The following is a 22,701-nucleotide window of genomic DNA, read 5'->3' on the forward strand; positions in this document are numbered from 1 at the left end:
AAATATTCTAACTGGGGAAGTCAGAATGAAATTCAAAAATAATGCGCTACAACAAGCAATTAAATTTGCTTTAGCGACAACAACAGCAGGTCTGTTTGTGTCGGGTTCGGTTGTTGCTGCAGAGCAAGCAGCAGAAGAAACGAAAGTTAACAAAAACGTAGAAAAAATTGCCGTGGTAGGTACTCGTTCTGCGCCACGTTCAATCGGTGATTCACCAGTACCAATTGATATCATTGGTGGTGAAGAGCTAGATAAAGGCGGCAACACTGATATGCTAGAGCTTTTAAAAGGCTCAGTTCCTTCTTTTAACGTTCACCAAAACCCAATTAGCGATGCAGCGTCACTTGTACGCCCTGCTAACTTACGTGGTCTTCCTTCTGACAGCACGTTAATACTTGTTAATGGTAAACGCCGTCACCGTGCATCAGTTATTGCCTTCTTAGGTGGTGGTATTAACGATGGTGCTCAAGGTGCTGATATCTCAGTTATCCCAAGCATTGCCCTAAAGCAAGTAGAAGTACTTCGTGATGGTGCTGCGGCACAATACGGTTCTGATGCAATCGCAGGTGTAATGAACTTTGTTCTAAAAGATGCCTCTGAAGGTGGTTCATTCGAAATTCGTCAAGGTGAATATTACGAAGGCGATGGCGATACAACGCAAATTTCAGGTAACGTGGGTTTACCATTTACCGATAGCGGTTTTGCTAACCTAAGCTTCCAATACAAAACAGCTGATGCAACTAGCCGCTCAGTACAACGCCCTGATGCAGCGGCACTAGATGCTGCAGGTGTGCCAGACGTTTCTTCTTTAGCACAAGTTTGGGGTGCACCAGAAGTAGATGATGATATTACAATCTTTGGTAACATTGGTCTTGAGTTAAGCAATTCATCTGAATTCTACATGTTTGGTAACTACTCTGAGCGTGACGTTCGTGGTGGTTTCTACTATCGTAACCCTCACACTCGCCCAGGTGTTTACTCAAATGACGGCGGTGAAACACTGCTTGTTGGTGATTTAACTGGCGATATGAGCGGTAACTGTCCTACCGATATCATGATTGATGATAACGTTTTAGATAACCAAAGATACATCGATCTAGTTGCTAACAACCCAGACTGTTTTGCATTTAACGAAATGCTTCCGGGCGGTTTTACACCTAACTTCGGTGGAAACATCACAGATACTGCATTAACAATTGGTACTAAAGGTGAATTCACTTCAGGTTTCCTTGAAGGTGCTTACTATGACTTAAGCGGTACAGTTGGTTACAACGAATCTCGTTACTTCATCTATGACACAATCAATGCGTCATTAGGTCCAGAAAGCCCGCGCGATTTCAGCCCTGGTAAATACTCACAGTTAGAGAAAAACTTTAACGCCGATTTATCAAAAGGTTTTGACTTTGGCTTAGCTTACGATGTAAACGTTGCCGGTGGTCTAGAATGGCACGAAGAAACCTTCACTGTTGTATCTGGTGATGTAGCGTCTTTCACAGCAGGCCCACTAACAGAACAAGGTTTTGGTATCGGCTCGAATGGTTTCCCTGGTTTTAAACCATCTGATGCGGGTGAATACACACGCCGTAACTATGCTGCATACGTTGATGTTGAAGCACCATTCACTGAAGACTTCCTAATGGGCCTAGCGCTACGTTATGAAGACTATGACACGTTTGGTTCAACAACTAACTACAAATTAACTGGTCAATACCACGTAACTGAAGACTTGAACATTCGTGGTTCAATCAGTACGGGTTTCCGTGCGCCAACTGTTGGTCAAGCAAACGTAAGTAACGTTCAAACAAACCTAAGCAGCGGTGTACTTGTTGACTCTGCACTTTTACCACCAACAAACCCAATTGCTGTTCAATTAGGTGGTACAGAGCTTGAACCTGAAGAGTCGCAAAGTTACACATTCGGTGCAGTTTGGACCCTTGGCGACTTATTCTTCACAGTTGACTACTACAACATCCAAGTTGATGACCGTATCAGTCAATCAGATAAAATTGAGTTAAGCCAAGCTGACAAAGACACGCTAGAAGCGGCGGGTGTACCAAACGTACAAAACTTAGCACAAGTTAGTTTCTTCACGAATGACTTCGATACAACAACGCAAGGTGTTGATGCTGTTGCTAACTATTCAACTGAATTGTTAGGTGGTAGCTCAACATTCAGCTTAGCGTACAACTGGAACGACACTGAAGTAACTAAGTCGAGCCCTATTACTGGTGAATTTAAAGTAAGCCGTTTAGAAAATGACTTACCAAACCACCGTGCAACACTTAGCTGGGCACAACAATGGGAAAACTTCTCTGCATTTACACGTGTTAACTACTATGGCGAATACCAAGGTGTTCACGTAGATTACGATGCAACAGCGAAAACAGCTGATGCAGCAGTAACTATTGATGCAGAAGTAACTTACTTCCTAACTGAAGAGCTTAGCTTCTCTGTTGGTGCGCAAAACTTATTCGACCAAGAAGCAGAGAAACTTGATTTCGTAGATAGTACTGGCATCCCTAATAACAACTGGGGTGGTAAATACTACGAAACGTCGCCATATGGTATCAACGGCGGCTTCTATTACGTGAAAGCAACGTATACTTTCTAAATAGAATAGCTTTCTAGGTTGAGCAATCAACCTAGAAAGTCGATACCCCGGATATATTCTGGATATTTATAGTTAACCAAGGCGAAAGACATTTCGCCTTTTTCGTTTTATAGTAAATAAAAATAACAAATAACCCGCCATTACTATGCTGTTACAAAAAGCGAATCAACTACTGAATGAAAACAAGCTTAAAGAGGCTGAATTTCATTTTAAAACCATTCTCGATTCAGATCCTGAAAATGGCGAAGCGTTATTTGGATTAGGCCGCATTGCACTGCGTTTAGAACGTTATGATGCTGCGGTTTACCTTTTACAAAGAGCCTGTGAACGATTACCTCACATGCTTGAACCGCTCCATGCCCTTGCCGATGCTTTTAATGGCGTGTATTCACCGCAAGATGCCTTAACCGTACTCGAATATGCTAAATCAATTGCCAGCCATAATCCTGAGCCACATTACTATCTTGCCCAGCATTATTTAACCTATGGTGAGCTAGACAAAGCGTACAGTATTTTGAATCATGCCCTTGGTATGGGAAATTACCCTGTAAAAGCGTACATTTTATTTGAGTTAGTGCAGTTTGGACGCTTTAACAACGAACAAAATTACATAAATGAGCTACACCAGTTTTTAACTTTAACCAATAATCTGCGGTTAAAAATGGTGTGTTATTATGCCCTTGGTAAAAGTTACGATCAGTTAAATGATACAGAACAAGCTTTTAACTACTTCAGCCTAGCTAATAAGCTACAAACAAAGCTCACTCAGTTTAAAACCCGTGACTTAGTGCCCTTTTATCAGCGCATCATAGAGCAAAATACGACCGATCTAATTGATGCCAGAGACAAAACGTTTACCGGTACAATTACACCCATTTTTATTATTGGCATGCCAAGAAGTGGCTCAACCCTAGTAGAACAAATGCTGGCAAGCCACGATGATTTTGCCAGCCTTGGTGAAGATGCCAGTATCAGTAATCAGGTTGTTGCATACCTTGAACAACAAACACAACTCCCTTACCCAGATTGCTTAGCAGAGCTGAACCAAGGGCTAATTAACAATGCCCGCAATATTTATATTGAACGAATTAAACAAGCGCCAGTTGTGCGCCCTTTTATGATCAATAAGCTGCCTGCTAACTATCAGACACTCGGATTGATTTATTTACTCTTTCCTAACGCCAAGTTTATTAATATGCAGCGCGAGTATGATGCAATTGCTTGGTCGGTGTTTAGCAACTATTTTGCTGAAAACGAACCTTATTTTTGTTCACTCCCAGAGTTTAAACAGTACTTTGATTTGTATCAGCAGTTAATGGAACATTGGCAAAACGTGATGCCAGAGGCGGTTTTTGATTTAAGCTATGAAGCACTTATCAGTGACAGCGAACAAACACTAACAGCCTTGTGTAAGTTCTTAAACATTGAGTACAGCACACAGTTTTTAGATTTTTATAAGTCAAAAAAACCGGTGGCAACGCTCAGCAAAACGGCTGTAAGACAGCCGTTAACTGATAAAGCATTAGAGAAATACAAACGCTACGAGAGCGCAATGCACACGCTTATGCGTGAGTCTCAAACCAGTTCAACAAGTCAACAAACTGATCAAAACGCGCCTGTGGGTGAGTAAGCATATTAATGTGATCATAATCGACCTTATGGCCAAACTTACGGCCATAAATGGTCATCGTTTGCTTTCCGATGCCCGACTCTTCCATAAATTTTTCAATATCAATCGGCTGGCATAGGGCTTTATCTTTAACACCCGCCACATGGATAATGGGTGGAAGTGCCTTATCAGCTAATGCGTTGGCGTAATCAAAGCCATCGTCAGTATCGACCCAAGGTTTACGCTTAGCCCACTGCATACTTTGATAATGTGACTTACGGGTTTCATCATCACTGCCCCATTTCAGTTTTTTAGCAGGCACAAAACCATGCTTACGAGCAACTAATGGCGCCAAGCCATACCAAATCAAATTACCTTGAATATACTTGCTTGGATGATGGTTATACAAGGACCGTTTAGAACCAAAATAGCCGCAGGCTTTCACATCATCAATCAACTCAGGAAAACGGGCAAACACACTGTTCATTAACACCCCACCCCATGAGTGCGCCACCCAATAACGCGCAGGTTCGCCTTCAACCTGCTTAATTTTATCTAAAAATGCGGGGATATCTTCTAAAATAGCCTCGGTTTGACCATACTTTGCATGCTTTGAAATCGCAGGTTTACTTTCACCACGACCGCGTAAATCAGCCACATAGCAAACATAGCCATGCTCAGCTAAAAATGGTGCTAAACCTTTATTGCTGTGGGTGTAAAAGATTTTGCCATTTTCAACGGCACCATGCATAAAAAACACCGCAGGGCCTTTCGCATCAGTCTTACTGATACGACGTAAATGTAAAGTTTGGCTTTCGGCGAGTTTAATAAACACCGATTCTTGTTTAATCGTCACGTTTGACCTTTTTATTCTTATAGACTCATCGTACCAGTGTTAAGTTACGCCAGTCTATTTAGCAAAGCAAGTTTTTGGCGTGGCGATTGCCATTCAAAATGAGAATCTCAGGCACGATGAGATTTTGATTAAATAATAACACCAATGCAGAGCCATTATTCATTAATGTTAGAAATTCTAGTTACAGAAGCCTTTGGCTAAATGAGCGCTAATAAAAAGGCTATGAAAAAGTGCTGAAGAAGTTTGTTTGATGATTTCTATATTACGTAATTAACATATGCGGAGGAGACGGCCTTTTGCCATTCGTGGTCTTAAGTTTATCATTGAGTGTGAACAGACGTTGAGCATGATAAATATCTGGACAGAAACGTTTTAGGTCGTTGGCTGTATTAGGTGAATTTCTATGGGCTAACGAGACTGTAGAATAACTCCAACAGCCAAAATTAACTAAAAAACGAGTTCCTGTAATCAATCCTAAGCGCATTTAAGGCATTAGGTAATGCTTTTAGAACCCAAAAAACAGGCTGTTTTTCTTAAAAAATAGTAATTCTACAGCCTCAACGCCGCGCTCACAGGAAAATTGGGAGCGAAGCGAGTAATTTATCCTTGTGCAGCGCCTTGTTATGTGCGCATTATTTGGTGGCGCATTTCAATTAACTGATGTTCACCCACAATCTCTACTTCTTTGATGAACTCAAAACCAAACCTTTCATAGTAACTTTTGAGATAACCATGAGCGTGAATTTCAATAGACTGGATACCAATATTCTGTGCATGGTTCATTAATGCTTGAACAACTTTTGACGCAACTCCAACCCCACGATAAGCCTCAGTAACCGCTACCCTCGCCAGAATAGAGGAACCATCTTCTTTTATGTTGAGGCGAGCAGTAGCAATAGATGCACCTTGTTTCGTTACTAACGCGTGGATTGACTCTTCATCTAATCCATCAAAGTCTAATTCTGTAGGGATCTGCTGTTCAAGTGTAAATACCTGATAACGGATAGATTTAGCCTTCCTTATCAACTCAAAATCATTGCCGATAGTTATTTCCATTACTATTTCCCTCTAAGCACATAACAATTTTATAGTGCGCTCGTCGCGCATATTTCTGCCGATGTTACGCGCATGTATTAATAAATTTATTTTTAACAAATAACGCAATGCATTGCCAACTTTAATTTTTTATTGGTACTAAAGATATTCAGAAAAAAGAAAATGCGCTAGTCGCTCATTTTCTTGAATATGGGAGCACAACAAGAAAACAGTATATTAATATAGTTATTTATGTCATCACCAACATAAAAGTTAGTGGAATATCAGATTATGGAGTAGAGCCAATATCATTAGATGAATAAAAATGTATCTGATAGCTCATAGCCGCCCTTAGAGCATTTACGTTAACTCGTTTTGGGGCAGAAACAAGTTAGCTTTATCATCTGTCCGCTGTTTAGAATCTGACAAATAGTACCGCACGCTCAAAAAATGATGCTTCATAACACCCATATTGCTCAATGACTTGTAGGATTTTTTTCTCTGCTTCATTCATAGTTTAAACTAACTCCTTATTCATAAAGCATTATTTAACGTAACGGCTGCTTCGTATTTCTAACATCAATCAACTGTCGCTATTCTCTATTAGTCTTTACACTCAAAACCTTTAGAGTCGACTTTAGCGATGTTGTCTTTATTGCCACACTCTTTAATTGCCATCTCTGTGTGATTGTGCTCATTGTATTGTTTAGCAATTGCGCCAAGGCTTAGCACAATTACTACAGCTATCACTATTTTTTTAATTTTAGACATAAACATTCCTTTGAAAATAAACTATTTAAATACAACGCGGTTCATCTTTTGATGGGGCATAGAGGTCCACATTACCATTTGCTTGAGACGTAAAAGGTAATAGAACAAAGAAAAATACTATTAGTCATTTTTATAAGCTCCCTTGGTGTTTTTAATATTCAATTAAAATACACACAAACTCGATTCCTTCCATTGTTTTTAGCTAAATAAAGTGCTTCGTCTGCATTTTTAATTGTTTTATCGAGGTTTTTCAAGTTTAAATCAATTTCAGCAACACCAAAACTAGCTGTGAACTTAAGTCTGTTAATAATAAGCTTTTCGGTTTCTGTTCTTAATCGTTCCGCTAGTTTTATTGCATCACTCTGTTGTATTTCAGAAAGCATGATAACGAACTCTTCACCACCAAACCTTGCTAGTAAATCTTCTTTTCGCACAATACTTTTTAAAGTATCAGCAAAGCTTATGATCACACTATCACCAACATCATGCCCATAAGTGTCGTTAATATTTTTAAACTTATCAATATCACACATAATAAAAAAGCCTTCACGATTCTCTCTTTTTAAGTGGTTCAGCAAAATAAGGCTTTGTTCATTAAAGTAGCGCCTGTTAAACAATCCTGTCATTGGATCTTTGATTGAAGTTAGGTAGATATTATTTATCTGATCGTATAAATAGCTGAGTAAAATTGCACAAAACAACAGCAAAAGCATCAGTGAATTACTAGCAATAACTTGATACCAATATTGTGTCTTGTCTTCAATTAGATTTATAGCAACTGGAAAGTAAATCAATGATAAAACTGAAGCATAAGTTAACGCTGTAATTGAATACTTTTCACCGCTATTCTTAAAATTCGCATATTTTATTATTACTATTGTTGCCCAAAGGCAATTTATTCCCATTAAAATCCATGTGCTCTCGGCTGTGAATTTCTTAAAAATTAAACCATTGAAAATACAGAATAGTATTTGAATAGTGAAAACGTAGAACATATACATATGATAAGGTTTTGAATAGCGGGAATAAAATGCTACAACAAGTAACTGAGAACTCAATATGGCAATTATATTTATTAGCCAAACAAAATCTTTAAGCAGCAAGTTGAGTGTTGTTAACCAAAAGAAAGTTGCAAAATAGAGTAATGCTTTTTTATTGTCGTTTTTTTCTTTTAAATAAACAGTGGTGATCGCTATTGAACCTACAATACTAATCAGGAACAGAAAATAGAATGTGTATTTTAAATCAATCATGCCCATCAATCCCTGTTATTTCAGCATTACTATATTTGTAGAATCAGTCTAGTAGATAATTTTATTTAGTCTAACTTTCAGTTACATAGAACATATTGGGTACAAAAAATCATGCCAACTTCGAGTTAAGTCACCTTATTTCGTTTGGACTCATACTTACAATACATTCTATAAAATACACTAAGCAAAAATATCCACCGCAAACTAACTCAGAGCAAAGATTTATTTGGTACAATCAGCCCTTGATATGGCTAACAGATAGGTTTTCCTTAATGCATCCGCGAAATCGCCACTTAAATGGCTACGACTTTACTTTGCTATGCAAAGATACTCCTGCCCTAACACCTTATATAACGCAAACGCCAGCGGGCACTGACACCATTGATTTCACCAATGCATTAGCGGTTAAAACCCTCAACCAAGCGTTATTAAAAAGCCATTATAAAATCGATTTTTGGGACTTGCCCGACAACTACCTTTGCCCGCCGGTTCCTGGCAGAGTAGATTACATTCATCACGTGGCCGATTTATTAGCAAGCGATAACCAAGGTCATATTCCGACGGGTAAGCAAGTAAAAGTGCTTGATGTAGGCACCGGTGCAAATGTGATTTACCCGCTTACTGGTAATCACGAATATGGCTGGCACTTCACAGGCTCAGATATTGATGCCTTGTCTGTTAAAATTGCTAAACAAATCGTGCAATTCAACCGCCTTAAAATTAATGTTAAGCAGCAAAACAATGCCGATAAAATGTTTACGGGCGTGATATCGAATAAAGATGTTTTTCACCTAACTTTATGCAATCCACCGTTTCATGCCAGCGAGCAACAGGCCAAAGCAGGTACTGAGCGTAAATGGAAAAACCTAAACAAAGCGCCACAAAAAGCGCTTAATTTTGGTGGCCGTCAAAACGAGCTTTGGTGTGAAGGCGGTGAGCGCGAATTTATCAGTAAAATGTGCATTGAGAGCCAAGAGTTTGCAGAGCAATGTATTTGGTTTACATCGCTTGTTTCTAAGTCTGACACTTTGCCGCATATAAAAAAGTTGCTTAGCACACTTGATGTGAAAGAAGTAAAAGTTATAAAAATGGCACAAGGCCAAAAAATGAGTCGCTTTATTGCTTGGAGCTATTTTGACCAAGCCGACCGCGAAGCCATTCTTAACGAACTAGTATAAGGATAATAAGATGATCGACTTTCGTTCAGACACAGTTACAAAACCAACAGCAGCCATGCGCGCGGTCATGAATGACGCCCCAGTAGGCGACGACGTTTATGGCGACGACCCAAGCGTTAATCAGCTTGAACAATTTGCTGTTGAGCGTCATGGCTTCGAAAGCGCCCTTTATTGTAGCTCTGGCACGCAAGCAAACTTACTAGCATTGATGGCACATTGTGAACGTGGCGACGAATACATTTGTGGTCAACAAGCGCATAACTACAAATTTGAGGGTGGCGGTGCCGCTGTATTAGGCTCTATTCAGCCGCAACCAATTGAAAATAATGCCGATGGCAGCATAGATTTAAACAAAGTTGTGGCTGCAATTAAAGCTGATGACTTTCACTTTGCTAAAACCAAACTACTTAGCTTAGAAAACACCATTGGCGGCAAAGTTCTCCCGCTAAGTTATCTAAAAGAAGCCAGAGAATGTGTTGATAAACATAACCTTGCTCTGCACTTAGACGGTGCCCGCGTGTATAACGCTGCGGTTAAGTTAGGTGTTGATATCACTGAGATCACTCAGTATTTTGATTCAGTGTCTATTTGCTTATCAAAAGGACTCGGTGCGCCTGTTGGCTCACTATTATTAGGTAGCAAAGCACTGATTGATAAAGCGCGCCGCTGGCGTAAAGTCCTTGGTGGTGGTATGCGCCAAGCGGGTATGCTGGCAGCCGCTGGCCAGTATGCACTTGAGCATCACGTAGCAAGGCTTGCTGAGGATCACGATAACGCAGCGTATTTAGCAGAGCAGTTAAACACGTTAGCTGGTTTTGATACGTCAACTTTTCAAATCGATACCAACATTGTTTACGCAAATGTTGCCGAACATATCGATTTAAAAGCAGTGGCACATGCGTTAAAAGAGCAAAACATGCTGTTTTCACCGGGTAAACCACTGCGCTTAGTGACCCATTTAGGCGTCACTAAGCAAGATATTGATAGCTTTATCTCGGCATTAGCGGCCGAGATTTAACGCTTCTTTATAATGTTTGCGGCACACCGATACATATCGGTCGTTGCCGCCAATTTCTACCTGATTACCATCTGCAATCGCATTGCCATGCTTATCAGTACGCAGTACATGGTTAGCTTTACGACCGCAATGACACACTGTTTTCAACTCAATTAGTTTGTCAGCCCAGGCAAGTAGGTATTGTGAGCCACTAAATAACTCGCCTCTAAAATCGTTACGTAAGCCATAACACAGCACCGGAATACCAAGTTCATCAACCACGTCTGTTAATTGCATTACTTGGTCTTTTGATAAAAACTGACACTCATCAACTAAAATACAATGGCGCTTTTGCTCTGCATTTAATGATTTGATTAGCTCAAATACATCTTTATCTGCATCAAAAATATGCGCATCAGCCTGTAAACCAATACGTGAAGACACCTTGCCAACACCTGCTCTATCATCAATAGCCGCTGTTAAAATAACCGGTTCCATACCACGTTCGCGGTAGTTAAATGCAGATTGTAAAAGTGTGGTAGATTTGCCTGCATTCATTGCAGAATAATAAAAGTACAGCTGTGCCATGATGTTGCCCAAATTTTAAAGTCGCAATATGCTACCTTAATCACGCGACAACATCATCTATTACCTTACTCTTATTACCTCAATCATTGTCCCAGTAAAATTGCTGTTTTATAACAAGCCTTCGTGTTTAAGTAACCACTCTTTTCTTTCAAGGCCACCTGCATAGCCTGTGAGTTTACCGTTTGCGCCAATAATCCGATGGCACGGCACAATAATACTAATGGGGTTTTTACCATTTGCAGCGCCTACTGCACGCACCGCTTTTGGGTTATTCAAAGCAATTGCAATATCTTGGTAACTTTTGCTTTGACCAAACTCAACATCTATCAGCGCACGCCATACTTGCTTTTGAAAGTGGGTACCTTGGGTATCAAGGGGAACTGTAAAACGTGTACGCTCACCGTTAAAGTACTCATTAAGCTCACTTATACAAATTAAAATGGGTGTAAGAGTGTGCTCATCAACAACCTCTGTTTTCATTGTAACCACCGGGTAGAAGCCAACGTAACTGACGCCTTTTGATGTACTTTGAATGGTAATATCGCCAATCGGGCTTGGCATAATAACTTGTTGCATACTCATAATTGTTGCCATAGTTGAAAAGTTAAATAAGAGCGAAATGGCGCGCAGTGCTCGCTATTAAATTCGCTGATTCCAGCGAGGGCTTTTTTAACCCCTAAGTCGCCCGCCAATAGAATATCGGGGTGGCTTTGACCGCGTAGCTTGGCGTAATTAACTGTCCACGGGCCAATACCTTTGAGCTCTAGCCAATTATCAAGCTCTTGATTATCTGGGTTTTGCTGACAATAGGCACTTAAACGCCTTAGCGCATCTTTGCGTGATTGTGGCATTTTAAAAAAATCGAGTTCAGAATTGGCAACCCATTCAGGGCTTGGAAAATAGTGGTTATTACTTTGCTGATTAAACTCACTTACAAGCTGTTTAACAAGATTGTGAGCCGCAGTAACACTCACTTGCTGACCAAGTACCGCACGTATGCCCGCTTCATAGTCTGACCAAATTCCCGGCAAACGCAGCCCAACACAAAGCGGCATGGCGCCTTTAAGCTCTGCAATTAAATGCTGTTCAATAGTGTGCGTGTCGGCGTCTAAATCAAGCACACGGCGAATATTATGGATCACTTGCTGTAAATAACGAGTGTTATCGATATCAATAACCACTTTAAAATGATTTTTATGCTCAACAAAATGCGCTGTGAATTGCCCTTGGCAATATTTGTCTTTAAAAGTGCGACCATAGCTCGTTGCGCTCAACCATTCTAGACCACTAATTAAACGGCGCTGTAAAAAGTCATGGAGTGCTTGCCAGTTATAAGGCGGCCTAAATGCCAGTGTTAGAGTTAATGTTGAGGCTGGTTTTTTATCAGACTTACGTAACTTTGAAGGGGCAATATTTAACTGCTTTAAAAAAGCATCGTTAAAACGGCGAATACTATTAAAACCAGAAGCAAATGCGATATCTGCCACTGATAAGTCTGTTTGTTGTAATAGCTGCTTGGCAAAATTGCATTGGTTAAATAATCGATATTGGGTGATCGAGAGTCCAAAATGTTGGTTAAACAAACGACGTAAATAGCGGCTAGACACGCCGAGTCTGTCGGCTAAAACCTCACAGTCGTAAGCCTCACCTTTATCAATCAGTTGTTTGGCGCGTAATGCAGTGGTTTTAGTACCTAGCCAAGCTGGGCTATTCGGTGCACTATCTGGGCGGCAGCGAATACATGGCCGAAAACCATCTTGCGCAGCCAAGTGCGCGTATTGGTAGTATTCAACGTTCTTTTCTTGTGCCGTTGGTGCAGGGCAAATGGGTCTGCAATAAATGCCAGTACTTTTCACCGCCACAAAAAACACCCCGTCAAATCGTGGGTCGCGGCTTTGCCTTGCTGTTTGCCATTGTTGGCTAGTCATAATTATTCTCGTTACACGCTAATACCGTTAGCTTAACTGAATATTATTTTTTGACTAGCCAGTTTCGGACCTTAACTATTTAAACAGCTATTTAACTGCGGCTAAATATCGGCGTTCAACTTCCGGCCAATTGATCACTTCGTAAAATGCCGCAATATATTCAGGGCGACGATTTTGATACTTCAAGTAATACGCATGTTCCCACACATCAAGCCCTAAAATAGGCGTATGATTATGCATTAATGGGCTATCTTGATTGAGGCTACTTTCAACGACCAACTGGTTATTTTCATCAACACATAACCACGCCCAGCCACTGCCAAAGCGGCTTACCGCGGCATTAGTAAATTGCTCTTTAAATGCGTCAAAGCTACCAAATGTATCAACTATTGCAGTGTTTAACTCTGCACTTGGCGTACCGCCGCCATTAGGAGACATAACTTGCCAAAATAATGAGTGATTATGATGACCACCCACATGCTCTTGCACTGCTTTTTGTAAAGACTCAGGCATTGATGAAATAGTGCGTAGTAATGTTTCAGCATCATGCTCAGAGTAATGACTGCCCTCTAGTGCAGCATTCGCTTTATTGATATAGGTTTGATGATGCAAGGTGTGATGTATTTCCATGGTTTTCGCATCAATGTGCGGTTCAAGTGCATCATAGTCATAAGCTAAATCGGGTAATGTAAAAGGCATACTGATTCCTTATCGTTAATGTAATAACTGCGTTTTATGGGGATAGTCAGCTAATAGCTGGTTGATTCGGTTAATGAGTGTCGGAAATGCCGATGCCATGCTCGCAAACTTAACCAGCTCATAATAGGTTTTATGATGATGGTGCAGCACCAAGGTGCGAACTTGCTGCTCTGGGTGATTTAATAGCACGCTTAATCGTTGATGAGCATGACAAAGCCAGGTGCAGGCTTTATCTGGTTTTTGCATGACTTTAAAAGTGTCGGCAAGATTCAAAGTGGCAACAACAAATGCTGCATTACAATGCTCTAACGAGCGAGTTACCGACTGGTTGATTGGGATATTAGAAAATTGCGCGAGTAGTGTTTCGGCGCAGCTGCTGGCAACCGTGTAATGATCACGCGCAGTAATAAGCTCGCCAGATTCAAATGCTAAGTTGCCTTGATAAATTGCACTTTGCCAAGGGGCCAGCGCGTCATCAATGGCGTTCGAAGTTAACGGTGTGTGGCGTGTTGTTTGAGTCATAAAAATCACCTGCACTTATACCAATCATTCTATGTGTATTTAAACTACACACAGAAAAGGTTAAATGCAAATGATTTTTATTTATATTGTTACTTGCTGATTTTAAGCTATATCAACATTACTTATTGATGCGCAAAGTCGATAAGCTCTTGGCCTGTTAGGCGGTAAATAATCCATTCGTTTTGCGGTTTAGCACCTATGCTGTCGTAAAAATCAATGGCTGGTTTATTCCAATCAAGTACCACCCACTCAAAACGACCACAGTCTTTTTCGAGTGCTTGCTTAGCAAGATATTGCATAATTTGCTTACCAGCGCCTTTACCGCGGCTGTCAGCACTGACGTAAAGGTCTTCTAAATACAAACCATTTTTACCAAGCCAGGTTGAGTAATTATAAAAATACACAGCAAAGCCAATTGGTGTATCGCCCTCTAAACAAATGACACTATGCGCCGTTGCGCCTTCACTGAACAATGTTTTTAAAATAGCTTGCTCGTCTGTTTTAACTGCGTCAGGCTCTTTTTCGTAGATAGCAAGTTCGGTAATAAAATGTAGGATTGTTGCAGCATCACTTGCGACTGCCGGACGAATTGTAATTGCGTTACTCACTCTGTATTCCTTTTTTACATCATTATTGTAACGCCCAGTTTATAAGGGCTTTAGCATGGTGTAAACGCCCTTTACAGAAATACACGGCATTAAAAAGGGGATACATCCAATTAATATTCATTAGTGTTAATTGAGCACTAAATCAAATTCAAGAAACATTATTTATGATCATTAACTGGGGTAAGTTTGCTTTTAATTATGGGCAATTCAATTAAGTTATCAGTTACGTTATGCTAGTGTTTTCATTTAATGAATAAGAAAAGGAATTTTAATGACTATATCTTTAAGAGCTGTTGATGGAACTCCCATTAAAGAAAGACATAAAGCGACGTGTCATTGCGGTAGTGTAGTAATTGAACTCCATTTACCAAATGGTGTTGAGGACATAAGGCGCTGCGATTGTTCTTTATGTAGAAGAAGGGGCGCTATAGTAGCTTCGGTGCCGTTGTCAGGTATAAAAATCATAAAAGGTGAAGAAAAATTAAAGTTATACCAATTCAACACTAAGAAGGCCAAGCACTACTTTTGCAGTGAATGCGGTATATATACTCACCACCAAAGACGGTCTAACCCTAGTCAATATGGTTTCAATGTTGCTTGCCTTGAAGGAGTTAACCCACTAAAAGTAAGTGGGATTCCAACTTACGATGGTGTAAACCATCCCTCAGACATCAAAAAGTAGTTCTATTTTACGTTCAGCATTACCACTGGCATGACACAGTAAAAGGAGAGCATGGCTCTCCTTTTAATTTACTTACTCATCGACTTATAAAGTACCGGAAGTACAAATAAAGTTAAGAAGGTTGCACTGACCAAGCCGCCAACAATCACCGTGGCAAGGGGCTTTTGTATTTCTGCTCCTATTCCTGTGCTAAGGAGCATTGGAATTAGTCCAAGCATTGAAGTAAGCGCGGTCATGAGTACGGGCCTTAGCCTTGAAACAGCGCCATCAAATACTGCTTTGTCTTTGCTATCTCCTGCATTAATCCTTTGATTAATACTTTCGACCATCACCACACCATTCAATACAGCAACACCAAACAGTGTGATAAACCCTACTGAACTGGGTACAGATAAGTATTGCCCAGACACATACAATGCAATCACCCCACCAATCACAGCCAAAGGAACATTGACAAGAATAAGCACCACTTGCGATAGGTTACTAAAAGCAAAATAAAGTAATAACGCAATGAGTAACAAGGCTACAGGCACTACTATCATAAGCCGCTGTTGTGCCCGTTGTTGGTTTTCGAACTGCCCGCCAATCGCCACACTGTAACCACTAGGTAACTGCATTTTATCGGCAATGGTAGCGCGTATATCGGCAACTACAGATCCCATATCTCGCCCCTGCACATTCGCTTGAATAACCACCCGCCTTTGAACATCATCGCGACGAACTTGCGGAGCTCCAGACTCAATTTGTACATCGGCTACATCCCCCACCCTTACAATGGCACCCGTGGGGGTTTGCAATCTAAGATCAGCAATCACATTTGGGTTTTGCCGAAAGCTTTTTGCTATACGCACATAAATATCATAGCGCTCATTGGCATTAATGATTTGCCCTGCAGATTGCCCGCCAATACCGTGCTGAACTACATCCATCAAATCAGCCACCGATAAACCAAAGCGCGACAATGCCAAACGGTTAGGTTTGACTATCAGCTGTGCTTCACCGCCTATTTGCTCCATCGCGACATCTTTAGCACCAGGTATTTGCTGAACTAACTGCTCAATTTGTTGGCCTTTTTCAGTTAAAACGCCTAGGTCACTACCAAATAATTTTATTGCCAATTGCGCTTTAACACCCGATAAAAGCTCGTCTACTCGGGTTGCTATAGGCTGTGAAAAGTTAAACAAAAGTCCAGGGAACTGCTCAAGCTTGGCTTCCATTAGTTGCTGTAATTCGACCCGCGTTTTCGCGTTTACCCATTGCTCATGAGGTTTTAAGCCTAAATAGATTTCAATGTTGTTAACTGGTTCAGGATCGCCCCCCACTTCAGCCCTACCGATTCGGCTCAGCGCATATTCCACCTCACTAAATTCAAGCAACATGGCTTCAAGCTTAGGCGCCACTGAGATTGCCGTATCGAGACTTGCAGATGGGGCAAGTGTCACACGTAGGTTAATAGTGCCTTCTTCAAGCTCTGGCACAAATTCAGTACCCAGCCTAGGTAGCATAACGGCCGCTATAATGAGTAATAACCCTGCTGTAGCTAAAACGCTACGCTTAGCCTGCAATGCTTTTTGTAAAGCCCGTTGATAAAGCATATCGATAGGTTTTAACAAAATACTTTGCTTTACTGTCACGCCTTTAGCAAATAAGTACACACACAGAGCTGGCACCACAACCAAAGCAACAATCACAGCGCTAATAATCGCAAGCATAATACTCACTGCCATTGGCTGAAATAACTTCGCCTCAACGCCTTCAAAGCTAAACAGCGGTAAAAATACCGTTAGAATAATCAAAGAGGCAAAAAAGATGGGCCGTGCGACTTCTTTTGCAGCAATAGCAACCAGCTCCGAAGAATGCTTATGTTGATTATGCTTAAGCCCTAAGTGCCTAAATACATTCTCAACCATCACAACAGAGCCATCTACCAGCATACCGATTGCAACAGCAATCCCACCTAACGACATTAAGTTTGCCGACAAGCCAAGCCATGCCATTACACTCAGTGCTAAACCAATCGAAATAGGGATCGACAACAACACCAAAAATGTTGCTCTTAAATCCAACAAAAATAGCGCCAATACAATGATAATAAACACAAAAGCTAGAAGCAGTGCATCAATAACCGTTTGTACCGCTTGGCTAATAAGCTCTGCTTGGTCGTAAATGGCTTTAAATTCAACCCCCTTTGGCAGTGCTTGATTTATCATCTCGACACGCGCGTTAATGCCATCAATTGTTTGCTTGGTATTAGCGCCCATTCTTTTCAGCACGATACCAGTCACCACTTCACCACGATTGACTATTTCGCCTTGTTCATTGCGTTTAGATAAGGTGACAGCGCCTTGGCGAATTTCACTACCAAGCTCAACATTCGCAACATCAGCCACTTTAACGACCGTCCCATCAATGGTTTTGATAGGTGTTTGCGCAATCTCAACAAGCCCTTTTTCGCCTGGGGTAAACCAACCTGTACCACGAATAACAAGCTGCTCTTGACCACGGTTCATATACCAGCCACCCACATTACTGTTGTTAGCATCTAGTGCGTTACTAACATCTTGCTGTGTTAAGTCATAAGCAAGTAATTTATTCGGGTTTATGTTCACTTGATACTGCTTTACCTCACCGCCAAATGACAGAATATCGGTCACACCATCAATGGGTAATATAAGTAATTTAACAACCCAATCATTTAAACTACGCAGTGCCATGCTATCTATGTTTGCATCTGGCTTTGCTTCAAGTAAATATTGGTAGACTTGTCCAAGCCCTGATGTATTAGGGCCCATGGTTGGCATACCGACACCATCTGGGATCAACTCTTTAGCAGACTGCAAACGCTCAAAAACCAGTTGCCTAGCAAAGTAAATATCAACACCTTCTTTAAACACCACAGTGACACCTGATAACCCCGTCTTAGATATAGAACGCACCTGCTCTACATCGGGCAGCGCATACATAACCGCTTCTATCGGGTAAGTTATCAGTTGCTCTACTTCTTCAGCCGCAAGCCCTGGCGCTTCGGTATTCACCGCAACTTGAACATTCGTCACATCAGGAAAGGCATCTAAATTAAGCTTTGGGATCATAAATGCACTCACTGCAATCGCTGCAAGCAAGGCCAATACAACCAGTAGTCGGTTCTTTATTACCGCCTCTATTAATAAATTAAACATGCGTCACCTCTAGTGGTTATGCGGATCGAATCCGCCTTTAGCTAGCTGTGATGCAATAAAAAAAGCACCTTGGGTTACAACTTCAACCCCGGCTTTAATACCTGTCACCTCACGATAATCACCAAAACTTCTGCCAAGGGTTACTTCTTGGGCAACAAAGCCACCATCGTCATCAACGACAAATAACTGCCAATCACCATCTGCACTGCGTGTTAATGCATTTTCAGGTACGCCGAGCACTGCTTGATCTGTTTCAAAATGAAAATACACATCCGCAAACATGCCTGGATGCAAACTATGCTGCGTGTTTTTTACCTCTAGCCTAACGGTTCGTGAGCGTGTTTGTTCATCAATGGTATGTGCTTCTTGAATAACCCTTGCTTGATAGCGATTGCCGTTAACTTCTAACAGCGCCGTAGATCCATTACTGATAGTACGGTCTTGATTAGCTGAAAGCTGAGCAGCAACCCAAAGCGCAGATTCATCGGCAATCAGCATCAGCTCAATCCCCGAATCAACTCGCTGACCTTGGGCAAAGTTATCGGTTAAAACAGCCCCCGATGTTTGTGCAAACAAGGTGTATTCACCGAGTTTTTCTGGGCTTATGGTGAGTGTTTGTGCAATAGCTTGTTTTGATAAACCAAAGGCAACTAATCGGCTATAAGCCACTTCATACTCGGCTTTGGCAGTTAAGATTTGTTTTTCGCTGACTGTACCCGCGGTCATTTTAGTAACACGTTGCCACTGTGCTTCTGCTAATCTAAATTCTGTTTGCTGGCTGGCTACTTCGCCACTAAATAAAGTGACTAAAGAGTCTCCTTTATTTACATGCTGCCCTAATAAGGCATGGCGTTTTACAACGATAGAATCAACACGCGGTGACACCACATAACTGGCGTAGCCATTGGCTTTAATTTCGCCCGGTGCATACAAGGTTTGATTGTGTTTTTTCAGTACAAGGCGCTCAACCTTGATATTAGCTAGTTGCTGTTGCTGCTCAGTTAAACTGACTTCATTAGCATGTTCAGCTTGCTCATTTTCTTGATGGTTATGCGCTTGCTCTGTCGCATAAATATTTGTCACAGCCATATAGCATACGCACAGTAATGCGTAACGCATAAAATTTCTTAAATACATAGAGTGTCTCTTACTTAAAATGGGCTAAGCCCAAAAAATCTAAAAAGGGTTTTGGATTAAGTAAGAGCTAAAATAGGTGGGCGATGAAGCGGTGCTAAGTCAGCCGATTTGAAGTTGAAATCAAGTGATTCAATTTTAGTGAAATAGACATCTGTAGGTTCAGACAATTGCAGCGAATCAACAAATGCAGGGCTGTGACAAACATGACAATGGCCTTTTTCGGCTGAGTCAGACAACTGTTTGCTAAGCTCGGCATGCTCTGATTGATGTAACAGGTGATCGCCATTGGCTGCGCAATGGGCTTCAAGGTCAATTTCTTCTGATAGCAATACCGAGGTGTGATTAAACGCAGCATTATGATCGGCCACATCAAAGCTATCCAGCAGTGGCTGGAGCAATAATACGCTAATCAAAATAATAAATGCAGCTTTCACATTGAGCCTAAAAATTGGTACAACGGCGCTAAATTAACAAATCCACCCGCATTTGAACAGTAAATTATAATCTGTACACGAACAAATCATTACAAACATTTCAATACCACGGCACGCGTGGTATAAAAATAAAGCAAATCAATAACTCGGTATTTTTATGGGACACGGACATCATCATCACGATACAAATAACCAAAGCACCCGCCAACTCATGCTGGCAGTTGCAATCAATGTGTTATTAACTGTCGCTCAGGTGATTGGCGGCCTTGTTTCTGGCAGCTTGTCGTTAATTGCTGATGCACTGCATAATTTAAGTGATGCCTCGTCGTTATTCATTGCCCTAATTGCCCGAAAAATTGGCGCCAAACCTGCCAACGATCGTTATCAATACGGCTACAAACGCGCTGAAATTTTAGCAACTCTATTTAACAGCTTAAGTTTAATTGTGATTGGTGGTTACTTAATTGTTGAAGCCATCTCCAACTATTTAAATCCTGAGCCCATTGATGGTTGGATCATCATTTGGGTCGCTGGACTTGCGCTCATTATTGACCTTGTCACCGCCCTTTTAACTTACAAAGCAGGTGCTAAAGACAGCATGAATATTCGTGCTGCGTTTATACATAATGTGTCTGATGCATTAGCTTCTGTAGTGGTGATCATAGCAGGTACCTTAATCATTCTTTATCAATGGTATATTGTTGATTTAATTGCCACTATGCTCATTTCTGTGTATGTCATTTACCATGGTATTTTGCTATTAATGGCGAGCAGTAAAATTTTGATGCAGGCAGCCCCTGATAATTTTGCTTTAACAGCAGCTATTACTGAGCTTAAAACCCAATTTGCAATCACTGATATTGATTACCTCAAAACATGGCAGGTAGATGATCATCACGTTCATTGCGAGCTTAAGTTCAGTGCCAAGCACAACATCAATAACGATGAAATACGTCACTTTTTGCATGATAACTTTGCAATTGAAAGCTGCACCATAGAACAAGTTTTAGTGTAAATGTTACGCGTTATCATTTACCATTCAGTTTTGTTTTAACAGCAAACTGAAGGAACAAACCTTGTTGAAGTTGTGGTTACGTCGTACGCATTTATTACTTGCCTTAGTAAGTGGTTTATTTTTAATTTGTTTAAGTTTGACCGGTGCGTTGCTTATTTACGCAAAAGACATTCAATACCTTACTCAAAGCGATAAATGGACTGTAACGCCAGCGGCTTCAGCACTAGATTTCGATAGCCTCATAAAACATGTTTCAGCTTCAACCAAACAACCGGTTACCCTGTTGATGCCTGAGCAGCGCAGGGATCTTGCCTGGCAATTACAGTTAGCAAACAACCGCTATGTCAGTGTTAATCCATACAACGGCCAAGTGTTACATGAGTACGATTACTACACTACGATTTATGGCTTTACCATGGCTTTGCACCGCTGGCTGCTTTATGAAGATGGCGATAAAAACCGCCCGCTAAGAAACTGGGTATCTGTGTGTGCGCTCATTCTTATTTTTGAAATTCTGCTCGGCTTTTATATTTGGGTTAAACCAAAAAATCGTATTAAACGCTTGGCTATTAAGCGTAAAGCAAAATTTAGAGTGCTGATGTATCAGCTGCATACCGTTCTGGGTGTGTACTTTTTAATTCCACTCATTTTAATTGCCTACACAGGTATGGCGTTTAACTGGAAACCACAAACCAAAGCCGTATTAGAATTTGTGATGCAAGGCACTGTTGAAGATAGACCTAAACCACCAGTAGTTATTCCTCCTTCAGCGGATACGCCTTTTCAAGTGCAAAAAGCGTTTGATAACGCAAAAACTGTATTTCCTAAGGGTAAGTTATTTAGAATTTATTTACCGAAAAAGCCAACTGATAACATTGGTTTCAGAATAGAGAACCCAGGTGAAAGCCATGCCTATAGTTGGGTATGGGCAAACCCATATTCTGCAGATATTGTTGCAAGCTATGATGCCAGCCAAAGTTCTTGGACCACGCAAACATGGAACTTTAAATATAAGTTTCATATTGGTGATTTTGCAGGCCCTATTGTGCAATTACTGTGGTTACTATTTGCTTTGTCACCGTTATTTTTCACGATTTCAGGTGTTTACTTTTGGTACAAACGGCACTACAAATAAACAACTGTATCGAAAATACCATTCGCCATGAATAGTGAGCTCAAAAATGCCTTTAACACCGAAATGATATTGGCTAGGACTAGTTACGAGAAAGCAGATTACACAACCGCTTTTTACCACTTAGAGCGAGCTCATATTCTGGGTCAAAGCTATATCATTGCGCATACTTACTCTCATTGGTGGATGTGTAAAATTGGTTTTAAAACCCATAATACCAAGGAAATAGTTGGCCAAATTGCTCGCATGGCAGCTTCAATTGTATTTTCGCGTATTTGGGTCCCTCTCGGTAACACCGGCGGCACTAATGTTAGCCCTTTCAAACCAATGCCTATTCCAGACGACTTAAAACGTTTTTTAAACTAGCGACAGCTAATACCAACCCGCAATAATACTTAATCATTTTGAGGGATTAAGCCTGTCGCTAACTGCGTTAAAAATTTCTCATTTAGAACAACTAAATAACG

21 protein-coding genes are annotated in these 22,701 nt (G+C 40.9%); 8 read left to right on the top strand and 13 right to left on the bottom strand.

What is annotated here, in order from left to right; translation table 11 throughout:
- Positions 1-25: 25 nt before the first annotated feature.
- A complete protein-coding gene (locus KQP93_RS20315; RefSeq protein WP_217876953.1) occupies positions 26-2,611 on the top strand; it encodes a TonB-dependent receptor plug domain-containing protein in 2,586 nt (861 codons plus the stop codon).
- Positions 2,612-2,756: 145 nt separating this feature from the next.
- Positions 2,757-4,241 carry a tetratricopeptide repeat-containing sulfotransferase family protein gene (locus KQP93_RS20320; protein ID WP_217876954.1) on the top strand — a complete coding sequence of 495 codons (1,485 nt, stop codon included), beginning with the start codon at positions 2,757-2,759 and terminating at the stop codon, positions 4,239-4,241.
- On the opposite strand, the gene KQP93_RS20325 is transcribed toward KQP93_RS20320, so the two are convergent.
- The 4 genes from KQP93_RS20325 to KQP93_RS20340 all read right to left on the bottom strand — a co-directional run bounded on the left by KQP93_RS20325 (position 4,174) and on the right by KQP93_RS20340 (position 8,135).
- Complete coding sequence (locus KQP93_RS20325) at positions 4,174-5,076, bottom strand: alpha/beta fold hydrolase (protein WP_217876955.1); 903 nt, start codon at positions 5,074-5,076, stop codon at positions 4,174-4,176. The two genes, KQP93_RS20320 and KQP93_RS20325, sit on opposite strands and share 68 nt — an antisense overlap.
- Positions 5,077-5,697: 621 nt before the next feature.
- Positions 5,698-6,132, bottom strand: a complete 435-nt coding sequence (locus KQP93_RS20330; protein ID WP_217876956.1) for a GNAT family N-acetyltransferase — start codon at positions 6,130-6,132, stop codon at positions 5,698-5,700.
- A 582-nt stretch (positions 6,133-6,714) separates the two neighbouring features.
- Complete coding sequence (locus KQP93_RS20335; RefSeq protein ID WP_165385119.1) at positions 6,715-6,882, bottom strand: hypothetical protein; 168 nt, start codon at positions 6,880-6,882, stop codon at positions 6,715-6,717.
- A 158-nt stretch (positions 6,883-7,040) separates the two neighbouring features.
- Positions 7,041-8,135, bottom strand: a complete 1,095-nt coding sequence (locus KQP93_RS20340; RefSeq protein WP_217876957.1) for a GGDEF domain-containing protein — start codon at positions 8,133-8,135, stop codon at positions 7,041-7,043.
- 272 nt (positions 8,136-8,407) lie between these two features.
- On the opposite strand from KQP93_RS20340, the gene rlmF reads away from it, so the two are divergent.
- Together rlmF and ltaE are read left to right on the top strand one after the other, a co-directional pair.
- On the top strand, positions 8,408-9,313 hold the full coding sequence (gene rlmF, locus KQP93_RS20345; RefSeq protein ID WP_217876958.1) for a 23S rRNA (adenine(1618)-N(6))-methyltransferase RlmF: 906 nt from the start codon (positions 8,408-8,410) through the stop codon (positions 9,311-9,313).
- 10 nt (positions 9,314-9,323) lie between these two features.
- A complete protein-coding gene (ltaE, locus tag KQP93_RS20350; RefSeq protein WP_217876959.1) occupies positions 9,324-10,331 on the top strand; it encodes a low-specificity L-threonine aldolase in 1,008 nt (335 codons plus the stop codon).
- Here the strand turns inward: ltaE and KQP93_RS20355 are convergent.
- From KQP93_RS20355 to KQP93_RS20380, 6 genes are all read right to left on the bottom strand, one after another.
- Complete coding sequence (locus KQP93_RS20355; protein WP_217876960.1) at positions 10,314-10,898, bottom strand: thymidine kinase; 585 nt, start codon at positions 10,896-10,898, stop codon at positions 10,314-10,316. The genes ltaE and KQP93_RS20355 overlap by 18 nt on opposite strands.
- A gap of 108 nt (positions 10,899-11,006) precedes the next feature.
- Entirely contained in the window at positions 11,007-11,474 is a 468-nt protein-coding gene (locus KQP93_RS20360; protein ID WP_217877481.1) for a methylated-DNA--[protein]-cysteine S-methyltransferase, read from the bottom strand.
- Between the two features lie 2 nt (positions 11,475-11,476).
- Positions 11,477-12,826, bottom strand: a complete 1,350-nt coding sequence (locus KQP93_RS20365; RefSeq protein WP_217876961.1) for a DNA-3-methyladenine glycosylase 2 family protein — start codon at positions 12,824-12,826, stop codon at positions 11,477-11,479.
- Positions 12,827-12,913: 87 nt separating this feature from the next.
- Entirely contained in the window at positions 12,914-13,525 is a 612-nt protein-coding gene (locus KQP93_RS20370) for a superoxide dismutase (RefSeq protein WP_217876962.1), read from the bottom strand.
- 15 nt (positions 13,526-13,540) lie between these two features.
- Positions 13,541-14,047 (bottom strand): hypothetical protein, encoded by a 507-nt coding sequence (locus tag KQP93_RS20375; RefSeq protein ID WP_217876963.1) that lies wholly within the window; start codon positions 14,045-14,047, stop codon positions 13,541-13,543.
- A gap of 122 nt (positions 14,048-14,169) precedes the next feature.
- Positions 14,170-14,655, bottom strand: a complete 486-nt coding sequence (locus tag KQP93_RS20380) for a GNAT family N-acetyltransferase (protein ID WP_054552102.1) — start codon at positions 14,653-14,655, stop codon at positions 14,170-14,172.
- Positions 14,656-14,926: 271 nt separating this feature from the next.
- On the opposite strand from KQP93_RS20380, the gene KQP93_RS20385 reads away from it, so the two are divergent.
- The gene (locus KQP93_RS20385; protein ID WP_217876964.1) at positions 14,927-15,337 is read left to right on the top strand and encodes a GFA family protein; all 411 of its coding nucleotides are present in this window, start codon (positions 14,927-14,929) and stop codon (positions 15,335-15,337) included.
- A gap of 68 nt (positions 15,338-15,405) precedes the next feature.
- Here KQP93_RS20385 and KQP93_RS20390 read toward each other — a convergent pair whose 3' ends face one another.
- The 3 genes from KQP93_RS20390 to KQP93_RS20400 are packed head-to-tail and all read right to left on the bottom strand — an operon-like array spanning position 15,406 to position 20,087.
- Positions 15,406-18,516 carry an efflux RND transporter permease subunit gene (locus KQP93_RS20390; RefSeq protein WP_217876965.1) on the bottom strand — a complete coding sequence of 1,037 codons (3,111 nt, stop codon included), beginning with the start codon at positions 18,514-18,516 and terminating at the stop codon, positions 15,406-15,408.
- A 9-nt stretch (positions 18,517-18,525) separates the two neighbouring features.
- A complete protein-coding gene (locus tag KQP93_RS20395) occupies positions 18,526-19,653 on the bottom strand; it encodes an efflux RND transporter periplasmic adaptor subunit (RefSeq protein WP_217876966.1) in 1,128 nt (375 codons plus the stop codon).
- Between the two features lie 56 nt (positions 19,654-19,709).
- A complete protein-coding gene (locus tag KQP93_RS20400) occupies positions 19,710-20,087 on the bottom strand; it encodes a hypothetical protein (RefSeq protein WP_217876967.1) in 378 nt (125 codons plus the stop codon).
- Between the two features lie 157 nt (positions 20,088-20,244).
- Here KQP93_RS20400 and KQP93_RS20405 point away from each other — a divergent pair, with 157 nt between their 5' ends.
- The 3 genes from KQP93_RS20405 (at position 20,245) to KQP93_RS20415 (ending at position 22,600) form a co-directional block, all read left to right on the top strand.
- A complete protein-coding gene (locus KQP93_RS20405) occupies positions 20,245-21,102 on the top strand; it encodes a cation diffusion facilitator family transporter (protein ID WP_217876968.1) in 858 nt (285 codons plus the stop codon).
- Between the two features lie 64 nt (positions 21,103-21,166).
- Complete coding sequence (locus KQP93_RS20410; RefSeq protein WP_217877482.1) at positions 21,167-22,237, top strand: PepSY-associated TM helix domain-containing protein; 1,071 nt, start codon at positions 21,167-21,169, stop codon at positions 22,235-22,237.
- Positions 22,238-22,264: 27 nt separating this feature from the next.
- Positions 22,265-22,600: a DUF3703 domain-containing protein gene (locus KQP93_RS20415; protein WP_217876969.1), complete on the top strand. Its 336-nt coding sequence runs from the start codon at positions 22,265-22,267 to the stop codon at positions 22,598-22,600.
- Positions 22,601-22,701 lie beyond the last annotated feature (101 nt).

Origin of the sequence: Pseudoalteromonas shioyasakiensis, from assembly GCF_019134595.1 — a bacterium.
GTDB classification, from domain to species: domain Bacteria; phylum Pseudomonadota; class Gammaproteobacteria; order Enterobacterales; family Alteromonadaceae; genus Pseudoalteromonas; species Pseudoalteromonas shioyasakiensis_A.